The sequence below is a fragment of the Flagellimonas eckloniae genome, from assembly GCF_001413955.1.
Taxonomy (GTDB): Bacteria; Bacteroidota; Bacteroidia; order Flavobacteriales; family Flavobacteriaceae; genus Flagellimonas; species Flagellimonas eckloniae.
Genome location: NZ_LCTZ01000002.1, coordinates 1,073,310 through 1,085,910 on the forward strand (window position 1 = coordinate 1,073,310; position 12,601 = coordinate 1,085,910).

Here is a 12,601-nt window from a genome sequence, read left to right on the forward strand (position 1 = left end):
ACATCAAATTAAATCATCTAGATTATCCACTGTAGGGATACGTTCTACGGTAAAGCCTTCGGCATGTTCCACACCTATAAGTCTTCCTAAATCCCTAGCTCTATAATTAACACTGTCAATAAAATTTTTACTACTTATTGGAGTTTCAGGTTCATCGCTTTTCGGGTCAAAAAATTGTGAGGAATACGCTAAAATGGATTCTGTCTTTTTAGTAATAAAACCGGAAACGTCAACGGCAAAGTCAGGTTCCAGATTTTTCCATTGGATATAGTGATATACCTTTTTTGGTCGCCAAGCCTCCTGCCATTGGTCTTCACCTGCCAATATTGTGTCGATTTTAACTAAACCGCTTAAGAAGCATGCATCACTAACTAATCTACTCCCTTTTGGATGGTCAATATGTCTGTCATCAATAGCATTGCACAATACAATTTCCGGACAATATTTTCGAATCATTTTAATGACCTCCATTTGGTGTTTTTTGTCATTTACGAAGAAACCATCAGCAAATTCCATATTTTCCCGCACGGATACTCCTAAAATATTTGCAGCTTTTTCGGCCTCTTTATCTCTGATTTCAGCCGACCCCCTCGTTCCCAATTCACCCCTGGTCAAATCAATAATACCAACTTTCTTGCCTCTAGCTACTTCTTTTGCAATTGTTCCGCCAGCTCCAAGCTCTGCGTCATCTGGATGGGCTCCAAATACTAAAATGTCTAATTTCATTACTATTCTGTTATGCGGGAACTGTCGCAGATTTAACTTTGGCGATGGCCTGTTCAATATCGGTTACTAAGTCCTCAATTTCTTCTATTCCTAACGAAAAACGCACCTGGGAACTATTGATTCCTTGTTTTATTCGGTCTTCAGGACTCATAAGTGCATGTGAAGTATGCACTGGAGATGACACTGTGCTTTCCACTCCCGCTAGGCTCATTGCAGGTTTAATTAGTTTAAGGCTCTTAAAAAACAAAGAAACATCAATATCTGAATTTAATTCAAAGGTGAGCATTCCTCCATACCCTTTCATTTGGGATTTGGCCAAGTTGTGATCATTATGGGATTCAAGACCAGGGTAGTACACATTTTCAACATCTTTGTTGCTACTTAAATACATCGCCATCTTCATGGCATTTTCATTTTGGGCATTAACTCGAATTCCCATTGTCTTGATACTTCGTTCTAAAAGCCAAACGGTATAGTCGCTTAAACTACCACCAAAACAAATAGCGGTCTGAAAAACCTTCTCCATATTTTCTTCGGATGATGCAATAACTCCTGCGCAGATGTCCGAATGGCCACCCATGTATTTTGTTGCACTATGGAGCACCACATCTATACCAAAATCAATAGGGTTTTGATTAACGGGACTGGCAAAAGTATTATCAATCATTGTTAAAATGCCACGCTGCCTAGCCAAGTTTGAAACTTCCCTTAAATTGGTTATCGTCAATAACGGATTTGAGGGAGTTTCAATATAAATCACCTTGGTGTTTGGTTTGATTTCTTTTTCAAAATCCTCAACCGCCCATCCACTGGTAAATGAATACCCAATGCCGTACTTCTCCAGTTGGGTAGCTACAAAATTATAAGTGCCACCATAAAGAGTCTGTTGCAAGACAATATGGTCCCCTGCTTGTAAAAAAGTCATCAGTCCTGTACTAATGGCCGCCATCCCACTTCCAAAAATCATTGCCGCTTCGGCATGTTCCAATGCTGCTAATTTTTTACACAATGCTTCTTGGTTCGGTGTATTAAAATATCTTGGATAACGTTTTACATCAACATCTTCAAAAGCATAAGAAGTACTCATGTACAAAGGGGAAATGACTCCCTTGAATTCTTTATCCTCCAATTCCCCAGTATGTATGCAAACCGTATTTACTCCTTTTTGGTCCATATAAATTATCAAAATAATTACTACAAAAGATTTTCCTTCTACTCTCCCTGATTTAATAGAGAAATGAAGTTACAAAATTTAGTGGTTTAATCATTCCACAATTTCATATGTTATTTCTGAATAGCCCACGCTCCCATCTACCGTTATACCTTCGCAAATTACTATCATTTTTCCGGTGGTATCCCCATTAAAGAAAGTTATGTCAGCAGTACCATCTTTATTGGTACTAATATTGGGTTGCCAATGAAGTAGAGTTCTAAGGTCTGGCGCACTCCAATCTATGCTGGAAGGATTCGTATACTCGGGTGCATAAAATTCCCTTTTCGGTGAATATTGGGGTGCAGTGTCCTTTAGCAGGCTGGTTTTTTTAGGAAAGGCACCGAAAAGTCCTTTGCCCGAGTAGGTATATAAGGCCAAAATAGCTGGAAATTCAGGTGGGGATATGCAAGGAGAGTTAAAAACTTCCAAACAGTACCTATTGGCAGTAGAAGCGGTTCTTAAAATCTCTGCACTTTTTATTGCTTCCAATGGAATATTACCAATGATATCATAATTATCTATATCCACTGGGATTCCATCAACTACAACATACGTGAATCCTGCCCCATGCACACGTGCTATCTGAAAACCTCCCCCTGGACCTACCCTTATGACTTCCAATTCTTCTGGATAATTGAACAATAGCCATTGATATAACTGTCCTGTCCAATTCTTTTTATTTTTTATAAGCTCATTGTTATCAATGACAACATCCGGAAGACCATGCAGCTCCTTCATTTCCGTCCTTTTTGGGGTAAGCTCATAATCGCTTACAACTACTTCATTGAGCGCTATGGTGTTCGGCAACAGAAAAGGATCCAAACGAATGTTCTCCTTCATTTTTTCAACAACCCTTTTTTCAATAATACTATCAACGGGTACAATAACTTTGTCAAGTTCGTAAGCTATCTCAGGTATTTTGCGTCTTTTAATATTTACTTTGAAAAAATCGCTTTTGTTACGTAAATCCGCTGGTTGAATGACAAATTTCATCCCATTTCCATAGCTTTCATTAAGTGCAAACTTAAAGTATCCCGTACTGTCAATTTCCTGGGTATACGCCTGTATTGGGTCACTAAAGGAAACCATATTGATGGTATACGTATTATTTTTTAGTTTTTTTCTTTTCTTGACCCTCTGTACTCCTCCTACGGTACCAGTTAATTCCAGACCCTTTTCCGCTTGAATATATTTGGCCTTTTTTGGTTCATCATATTTATAGTTGCTCCATCCCTGAGTCAACATTAAATCATCCAAATCTGACAAGTGTTTATAGTTTTGAAAATAATAGAATGGGTTTTCTATTTCTCCTCTTATATCCGATTCCAATAAAAAATATGATATAATACTACTTCTACTGACATTGGTTTCCGAAAAATACGCTGAATCTATCGCCATTACGGATACTGATGCAGGAATTGGAGTATTGTTTTTTTGTGTGCCAATTGAAACTACAACACTATCCCTCAATTTATATTCCTGTTTATCAATTTTAATTGACACTTTCAAATTTTCATTAGGTAATGAATTGAAAAAATGACGTTCATTTATTGGTTTATAATTTTTGTCATAAACGGTGACGCGAATTACCCCGTGAGGTAATTGTTCATTCATAATACGATAGGCAAATCGTCCCCTTTTTAACTTCGATTTTAAAAACAAAATATCCTTTCCCTTATGGAATACCTTTACAAAAACACTATCGGGTTTTTTGGACTTGGCCCGAAAAAAAAGATTCCGATAGCTTTTTGTATTGGAAATGTTAAGAACCGTACCCTCCGTTTTGGCCTTTGGCAATGCATATTTAAACGTATTTCCGTATTTTGTCTGTAAAACACCATAATAGGTTTTTCCTGCTTTGGGCTGTAAAGCTACTTTCCCCATGCCCAATGCATTGCTTTCAAAACTTATGATTTTGTTCTCCTCTTCATCCATCACAATTCCCTCAACTTTTGCTCCCTTCCCTCTATAATCTAGATATTTGAATCCAACATTGCTCTCAAGACCATTTACCAATGATCCTCCTTCCGGAAAAAAACTTAAAGAACCATATTCCTCATCCAGCACCACAGATTTTATAAATTTCTTGTTCTGTGTATTTAATTGATAATTAATTATCTGCGCATCAAGAGGTACATTGTATTCAATTAAGGTTCCTAGGTTTTTTTTATGTTTTACTTCAATGGAATCGGTACCTCCTTCCCAATTTAGATATACCATTGATTTACCCTTATGAAGACTGTCCAGTTCCAAGGGAAATACCTTAGAGGAAATAGTAAATTTATTTTCTGATAGGTCCTTCGTAAAAACAACATCCCTAATAGGGTTTGGTTTATTTTCCTTTAGCTGGAATTGATAGATATTTATGGGAGTTGAAAATATAAAGTCCGTTCCAAAATTTTTATTCCACTCCGTATAGGCCCTAATTATATATTTACCTTCACGATAGTTGGAATGCAGCTGAAAAAAACTATCTGCGATACCGCTGTTTATTTTTAAAAGCTTATTATCAACAATACGTTGGTCCAAAAGATCAATTAGCTCCACATGCAGGATACCACTTTTTGTTGTTGGTGTATTGTTGAAGGCATTAACTACGATAGCCTTGAACCAAATGGTCTCTATGGTGCTATAGGTATTTCCACTAAGCTGTACATATATTTTTTCGGCATCAGCTGCGTTAGCCGGAACGATATTTTCTTTTTCCAATAAGTTCTGGGCATGACCATTGAAAATCATCCCAAGAAAAATTGGAAATAAATATCTATAAAAGTACATTACCCAAATAAGTGATGTATAAAAATAATACAATCACTAAAAGACTACGTATTACACCTCTACTTTTTTCCAGTTTCCTTTTTTAAACCATATCATTGCCATTATGGCCAATACTACCTCGGCAGCGGTAATTGCAATAAAGACCCCTGTGGCACCCCAGTCCAAAACCAAAGCGGCAGTATATGCAACTGGCAACTGGAACATCCAAAAGGAGAAAAAATTTATTTTGGTAGGTGTTTTGGTATCGCCCGCTCCATTAAATGCTTGGGTCAGTACCATTCCATATGCATAGAAAATATAGCCAGCTGCAATAATTTGCAGACATAATGCTCCATTTTCTACCACACTTGGTGTTGCATTGAACCATGAAATTATTGATTTGGCAAACAATAGATACACCAAAGAAACCAATCCCATAAAGTAGGCGTTGTACTTTCCAGTTTTCCAAACTGATATTTCTGCACGTTCAGGTTTTTTAGCTCCTAGGTTTTGTCCGACCAATGTTGCCGCAGCATTGCTCATACCCCAAGACGGCATTAGCGTAAACATCATTACCCTAATGGCAATGGTATAGCCGGCCAGCACCTCACTTCCAAACTCGGACATAATGCGCATTAAGAAAACCCAGCTGGAAGTTCCTATTAAAAATTGGGCTATACCGCCTAAGGAAACTTTGACCAAATTGACCATGACTTTAAAGTTTAATACCAAATCCTTTAAAGCCAGCTTTATTTTACCCCAACCAAAAAATAAAATTCCCAATTGAAATAAAACTGCTGTTCCACGTCCAATATTTGTGGCTATTGCAGCACCCATGACCCCATACTCGGGCACCGGACCCCAGCCAAAAATAAAGATAGGATCCAAAATAATATTCAATCCATTAGATAATACCAAGGTCCACATGGCTATTGACGCATCACCGGCACCTCGAAAAATAGCATTGATCAAAAAAAGTAACATTATGGTTATGTTACCTCCTATTAAGAGTTTGGTATAGCCATACCCTTCAGCAATCAGGTCGGGTTCACCGCCCATTAGCGCTAATATTTCCTTTGCATATAAGATTCCGAAAATACCAAGCAAAATAGAAATTAGTATTCCCAAACCTATAGCCTGTACTGCAGCCTCTTTAGCTCCTTGAACGTCTTTCTCGCCAATTCTTCGGGCAACAACCGCTGTAGCTGCCATACTTAAACCTATGGCCAATGCATATATCAAGGTAATTACAGACTCTGTAAGTCCAATGGTCGCTACTGCATTCACACTGACTTGGGAAACATAGGCTATATCCACCAAAGCAAAGATGGATTCCATGAGCATTTCCAAAATCATGGGAATGGAAAGCATAAATATGGCCTTGCGGATACTGCCGGATGTAAATTCTGTCTCTTTACCAGATATCGCAATCCAGAAATAGTTAAATAATTGTTTTAAAGAAGGTATATTAAAGTTTGTCATTTTTGAAAGAATTATGTTTAAAAAAGAAGGTAAATGTCACTCTGCCGAAAAGGATTTTCGGTTAGTTATTTGGCTCCAAACCAAAGGTGACATCTATGGTGTACATAATTCTTATAACTTCATGATGAAACAAATATGCAACTTTTTTTGAAATAGATAACTTTTGGAAGAATTATTTAATGTAATGTATTCTATACCTCCAAAAACTTATACCTCCTAAAACAAAGACTCCAAGTACCGTATACCAAATAAAACTGGGGGTTATTACTTGGTCGCCACTGGCATAGCTATGCAACCCAACCAAATAAAAGTTGACACCGAAGTAGGTCATCATAATACTGGCAAACGCTATGATACTGGCAAAATTAAAAATCCAATTTCCTCTTAGTCCAGGAACCAGACGCATGTGCAAAACAAAGGCATAAACCATAATGGAAATCAGGGCCCAAGTTTCTTTGGGATCCCAGCCCCAATAACGACCCCAACTCTCATTGGCCCATTGGCCACCCAAAAAGTTACCAATAGTTAGCATTACGAGCCCAACGGTAAGTGCGAGTTCATTAATAATAATGAGTTCCTTCAAATTGAGCTCCATGCGCTCTTTATTCTTCTCGGTGGTAAGGATAATCAACAGCAAAGAAACTACCCCTAAAATCATACCTACTGTCAATGGTCCATAACTACCAACAATTACTGCCACATGTATCATTAACCAATAACTGTCCAGTACCGGTACTAGATTGGCAATGGAGGGGTCTACCCAACTTTGGTGTGCTATCCATAACAACATGGAGGTTACAAAAGCACTTGCAGCAATAGTAAGCTCGCTTTTGCGGCCAAAGGCCAAACCTATACCCATGGTTGCCCAAGAAACATATAAAATACTTTCATAGGCATCGCTCCACGGAGCGTGCCCTGAAATATACCATCGCAATACCAAACCAGCGGTATGCCAAATAAATAAGATAATTACCAATCCTTTAAGCGCATAGGCGGTTGCCTTCCAAATTTCTCGGTCCTTAAAGATTTTGAAAATCAAAACAAGAAAGAGAAGTACCCCGATTAACGCATAATATTTATACAAGCGATTAAAAATGTCCAGTTTGTTATAAAGTATTTCTGTCTTTATTTTTTTCTCATTTGGTAAAACCTCAAATCCATGGTTTTTTTGATTTTGCTTAAAGGCCTCCAACAGTTTATCCGATTCTTTATAATCGCCGGTTACAATAGCACTTTTAAGTGTGCTCAAGTAATAGGGTATTGAATTTTTAATAAAATTGGCGTACAATGAATCTGAAACCTGGAATTGTCCAGAACGGTATTCCACTGCGGAAATCCATTTGTTATTTTCATCATTCAATAAGGGAAAAATTTTAATGATTTGGCCACTGAGCGCTATGTTCAACAAACTTAACCGCTCACCAACCTTCTTAAAATCCTTTTCAAAATTGGAAGGGTTGGCTGTAGATGTAGCTTTTTCCAAATAGGGCTGTAATTTGTATACCCCTTTGATATCAAAAAAATCGGTAGCTTTTACATATTCAGTTCCTTTGGGAACATCTATGATTTTTCGAATACTGTCATTTTCTTTTTTTGCCAAAGCAATGAACTCCGTATTGTACCAAACACCAGGATTCATCATCATGGATAGGAACACTTGGTCTGCAGTCAATCCATTATATGTACTCTTTCCGCTTAATTTACGAAGTACTTCTGATGCAAAAGTGTGAATGGGTTTCATTCTACCTTCACTGTCTTGAATGACCAATTCACTGAATTTTTCAGCATGCTCTTTTGCAACTATGCTAGATTTAATAATCGAATCTACCTGTTGTTGGGTGGGAAGGTTCGCATGCCCATGATTTTCAGAAGTATCATGCTGTCCAAATGACAAGGCTGTGGTCATCAAAAATGCAATTGCGGATAATGCCGCTTTTTTTACTTTGATTTTTTCTAAAGATTTCTGGAGGTCACGAAAACGTGTTTTTCCAAAAAACATAATGCCCATTAGCCCTAGATAAAGTAAAAAGTAGCCAGTATAGGTAATCCATGTACCCCAAAAGTCATGATTAACTGATAAAACAGTTCCTTTTTCATCTGGATGAAAACTGGATTGAAAAAATCGATATCCATTATGGTCCAAAACATGGTTCATAAAAATATCATAATCAAAAGGTCTATCGTCGTTCACAGTAATCTTACTCATAAAAGAAGCATAACCTGTTTCAGTACCCGGGTATTTTTCAGCAATAAAATCGTTCAATTGAATGGAGAAAGGAAGTTCATAAACCTTGGAACCATAATTCAAGGAAAAATCCAACCCTCCTACTTTTATCTTATCTGAAAAATTGGAACTACCCTTTCCACCTAACAGTTTTTGCTCAATAGTTTCCCCATTTGCAGAAATAGAAACAACCAATGCATCCTGAGTAGCATCTGTAACCTCACTATCCGGAACTTTTACAACTCCGTATTTTCCCTTAACAATAGGTTCTGGAATTACAAATTGCATTCCTGCCATGGTATATAAAGAACGTAACTGAAACTGCTGTAGACTATCATTGACCACATCTCCTTTAAATTGGTCCGCCATTCGCATAAATCCACCTTTAAAAGGTGACTTAATTTGATAGTCAGTCCCATTGGCATAAATGTTTATGGCGCCTTGGGTGTCATTATTCAATGCAAACAGTACATTGTGAATACTTGCTACTTTTCCATTTTCCAGATAATGTTCATGACGTTGCCCATCCCCCGCTTCAACTATTTTAAGATATTCGTTTCCATTTTCATCTGGAATCAATCCTTCTTCAGCACCTTCAATAAAGTCCACATAGGAAATGGTAAAAGGTTGTCCGTTAAAATCTGATTTCCAAGGAAGGCTGGAACGTTTTCCTTCTTGGGTAACAATTAAATCATCTTCTAAAATTCTTCTTTTGGTCTCTCCGTTTACATCTCCATCAACGAAAACCGTTAAATATGTTTTATCTGAATAAAATCGATTTTCAGTGCTACCTTCACGAATGGGCATCATTCCTTCATAACTGATGTAACGGGTAACAAAAGCGCCAATTATAATTAAAATCCAGGAAAGATGTAATATAAGAACAGGCCATTTTTTCCAGCTAAAAAGCTTATAACGAAACATATTTCCCAAAAAGTTGATCATAAAAAACACCATAATGGCCTCAAACCAAGTGGCGTTATAAATGTAGATTCTGGCCGTCTCCGTGCTGTACCAACTTTCCACAAAAGTTCCTATGGCCATTGCCGTAGCAAATACCACAAAAAGAACAGCCATAAGTTTTGTAGAGAAAAGGGTCTTTTTAAGAATATCTATCATCTAATTGCAGATGTGTTTTCAGCTTGCAAAAATACCATCTTTTTGCCATTTAACTTCGTTGATGGCAGTAGAAAAGCTTAAACAGATTTGTTAATTATTCCACAAAATGGTTTCTACCTAAATTCGTAGTTTTGGGCATGCTATCTATTGTAATAGTGGGCACAGGAAATGTTGCCAATCATTTGTTCAATGCTTTTACCAAATCGAGAGAAGTAAAAGTTGCACAAGTAGTGGGCAGAAATCAGGATGCACTTAAAAGTTTTGGGTCAACATCCGCTATTTCCTCGGATTTCACTCAAATTGCTGATGCAGACATTTATCTTGTTGCTGTAAGTGATAGCGCCATTGCACCAGTCTCCAAATTGCTTGCAAAAAAATCTGGAATTGTTGCCCATACTTCAGGAACAGTGGAAATGGATGTTATTGGTTTGGAGAATTGCGGCGTGTTTTATCCGCTTCAAACTTTTACCAAAGGTAAAATGTTGGATTTCACCGCTATTCCCATTTGTATTGAAGCAAAGCATGAATCAGCTCTTAGCGTGTTGCGTAGGTTGGGAAATCTCATATCGGACAATATTCATGAAATTGATTCCAATAAAAGGAAGAGGCTACATCTTGCAGCTGTTTTTGCCAATAACTTTACCAATCATCTGTACAGTATCAGTGAGAAAATCTGCGAACAAGAAGACCTGCCATTTGAACTTTTGCAACCATTAATCCTTGAAACGGCAGAAAAAGTACAATCCATATCACCAAGAGATGCTCAGACTGGGCCAGCTAGACGTAATAATAAAAAAACCTTGGAAAGACATTTAAATTTATTAAAAGACGAAAAACAAACCGAACTTTACGCTTTATTCAGTGAAGCCATAAAAAAAATGTATGAAGAAGAACTATAAGGAACTATTGGCCAATATCACCACCTTTGTTTTTGATGTGGATGGTGTTTTCACAGATGGCTCCATTTTAATCACCAATGACGGTGAGATGCTGCGAAAAATGAACGTCAAAGATGGCTACGCCCTTAAAACCGCTTTACAAAAAGGGTACAATGTCTGTATTATTACAGGAGGTACTAACCAGGGTGTAAAAGAACGCTTAAAAGGCCTTGGGGTAACTGATATTTATTTGGGTGCACACCATAAACAAGATCCTTTGGAAGAATATCTGGATATTTATGATATCAATGCCGAAAGCGTTGTTTATATGGGTGATGACCTTCCTGACATTCCTCCAATGAAAATGGTAGCGCTTGCTGCTGCCCCGCAAAATGCAGTGCCTGAAGTAAAGGCAATTTCAGATTACGTTTCACACAAAAATGGTGGGGAAGGTTGTGTTCGTGATATCATTGAACAGGTATTGAAGGTACGGGGTGATTGGAATGATAATTTTAGCGCCAAAAATGATTGAACCCAGTCCATTAAACAAAAAAATTAGAAATTATGCATTGATTCTAGGCTCAGGTTCACCTAGGAGAAAGAGGTTTTTAGAGGAAATGGGATTGGATTTTAAAGTACAGCCAAAATCTGTTGAAGAAATCTATCCGGATTACTTAAAAGGAAAAGAAATATCGGATTACTTGGCAGAATTAAAAGCCACTCCTTTTAAAACCAACTTAAAATCGAATGAAATTGTACTTACTTCCGATACGGTTGTGTGGCACAACAATAGGTCCCTTGCCAAGGCTTCAGATAAAAATGAAGCTTTTGAAATGCTTCGCACCTTATCTGGGGATTGGCACGAAGTAATAACCTCCGTATGTTTTACCACAAAAACTTCCCAACAAACCGTAAATGAAACAACAAAAGTGAAATTTACTGAATTCACAGATGATGAAATCAATTATTACATTGATTCGTGTAACCCATTCGACAAAGCTGGAGCTTATGGTATACAGGAATGGATTGGCATGATTGGAATTTCGGAAATAAAGGGGTCGTATACCAATGTTGTTGGATTACCCACTCATTTAGTTTACAAAACGTTAACAAGCATGGTTTCTTAGATGGGGATACGTAATTTTACTAAAATCCTATTGCCATGAAAAAATCATCCAAAATTGTATTTAAGGTTCTAACTCTAATAGTTGGTCTATCCACTATAACTTCCTGCATTGATAAAACCAATGCCTCAAATAAAGAAATTGCGCTAAACACCAACGAGGAACTAAAGACAGCTGCTATACCAAAAAAGCAACTTTCGGAAGACTTTAAGAAATACTGGTATGCAGGAAAAGCCGAAATCACTTCCTATAAATTGGAGCAGGCACGTTATGGCCAACTAAGAGATGGGAATTCTGTGCTGATTTATGTCACGGAACCCTTTTTACCGGGAAAACAGGTAAAAGCTGATGGAAATAATCCTGACAATGTCAATGTATTAAAACTGAATGCTACAAAAAATTACTTGACCGGGATTTACCCCTATTCCATAATGAGCAGTACTTTTTATCCTGTCTATGACAACCAACATGCCATAAAGACTAGTTTGTCTATGCAAGAATGGTGCGGGCATGTTTATTCACAAATCAACAATAGGGAACTGTTTGAATTTACATCGCACTCCTACTTTGAAAATGAGGCCGATCAAAACCTGTCCCTTGAAAAAAACATTCTTGAAAATGAGATCTGGACTAAAATTAGAATACATCCTGAAGATTTGCCCGTTGGCGATCTAAAGCTAATCCCATCTTTGGAATATATTCGTCTCAGACACAAAGAAATAAAGGCGTATAATGCAAAAGCAACACTGGTCTCTAAAAGAGATATTAGCTCATATACGCTTAACTATCCTGATTTGGAAAGAAGCCTCACCATCAATTTTACAACCGAATTCCCCCATACTATTGAAAGTTGGTCCGAAGAATTTAAAAGTGGTTTTGGTCCTAAAGCAAAAATGATGACTACGAAAGCAACTAAATTAAAATCCCTAAAAACTCCCTACTGGGGTCAGAATGGGAACGAAGATTTGATACTAAGGGACAGTTTGGGATTGTAATTTGGGCTGGATTTTGTCAGAAATAACCCTGTTAAAGATGTTCTAAATTCCATTCCACCTCCTTTTAATCTTTCTATATTTGG

9 protein-coding genes are annotated in these 12,601 nt (G+C 37.4%); 4 read left to right on the plus strand and 5 right to left on the minus strand.

What is annotated here, in order from left to right; translation table 11 throughout:
* Nucleotides 1–3: 3 nt before the first annotated feature.
* The 5 genes from bshB1 to AAY42_RS04775 form a co-directional block, all read right to left on the minus strand.
* Nucleotides 4–726: a bacillithiol biosynthesis deacetylase BshB1 gene (bshB1, locus tag AAY42_RS04755; protein ID WP_055392895.1), complete on the minus strand. Its 723-nt coding sequence runs from the start codon at nucleotides 724–726 to the stop codon at nucleotides 4–6.
* 10 nt (nucleotides 727–736) lie between these two features.
* Nucleotides 737–1,900 (minus strand): trans-sulfuration enzyme family protein, encoded by a 1,164-nt coding sequence (locus AAY42_RS04760; RefSeq protein WP_055392897.1) that lies wholly within the window; start codon nucleotides 1,898–1,900, stop codon nucleotides 737–739.
* 90 nt (nucleotides 1,901–1,990) lie between these two features.
* The gene (locus AAY42_RS04765; protein ID WP_139063649.1) at nucleotides 1,991–4,678 is read right to left on the minus strand and encodes a Plug domain-containing protein; all 2,688 of its coding nucleotides are present in this window, start codon (nucleotides 4,676–4,678) and stop codon (nucleotides 1,991–1,993) included.
* A gap of 90 nt (nucleotides 4,679–4,768) precedes the next feature.
* Nucleotides 4,769–6,178, minus strand: coding sequence for an MATE family efflux transporter (locus AAY42_RS04770; RefSeq protein WP_055392901.1), 1,410 nt, complete (start codon nucleotides 6,176–6,178; stop codon nucleotides 4,769–4,771).
* 172 nt (nucleotides 6,179–6,350) lie between these two features.
* Nucleotides 6,351–9,521 (minus strand): cytochrome c biogenesis protein CcsA, encoded by a 3,171-nt coding sequence (locus AAY42_RS04775; protein WP_055392903.1) that lies wholly within the window; start codon nucleotides 9,519–9,521, stop codon nucleotides 6,351–6,353.
* A 137-nt stretch (nucleotides 9,522–9,658) separates the two neighbouring features.
* Here AAY42_RS04775 and AAY42_RS04780 point away from each other — a divergent pair, with 137 nt between their 5' ends.
* The 4 genes from AAY42_RS04780 to AAY42_RS04795 are packed head-to-tail and all read left to right on the plus strand — an operon-like array spanning nucleotide 9,659 to nucleotide 12,518.
* Complete coding sequence (locus tag AAY42_RS04780; protein WP_055392905.1) at nucleotides 9,659–10,420, plus strand: Rossmann-like and DUF2520 domain-containing protein; 762 nt, start codon at nucleotides 9,659–9,661, stop codon at nucleotides 10,418–10,420.
* Nucleotides 10,404–10,931 carry a KdsC family phosphatase gene (locus tag AAY42_RS04785; protein WP_055392906.1) on the plus strand — a complete coding sequence of 176 codons (528 nt, stop codon included), beginning with the start codon at nucleotides 10,404–10,406 and terminating at the stop codon, nucleotides 10,929–10,931. The genes AAY42_RS04780 and AAY42_RS04785 overlap by 17 nt, the downstream gene beginning before the upstream one ends.
* A complete protein-coding gene (locus tag AAY42_RS04790) occupies nucleotides 10,924–11,526 on the plus strand; it encodes a Maf family nucleotide pyrophosphatase (protein ID WP_055397724.1) in 603 nt (200 codons plus the stop codon). Before AAY42_RS04785 ends, AAY42_RS04790 begins: the two co-directional genes overlap by 8 nt.
* A 35-nt stretch (nucleotides 11,527–11,561) precedes the next feature.
* A complete protein-coding gene (locus AAY42_RS04795) occupies nucleotides 11,562–12,518 on the plus strand; it encodes a hypothetical protein (RefSeq protein WP_055392908.1) in 957 nt (318 codons plus the stop codon).
* Nucleotides 12,519–12,601: the final 83 nt, after the last annotated feature.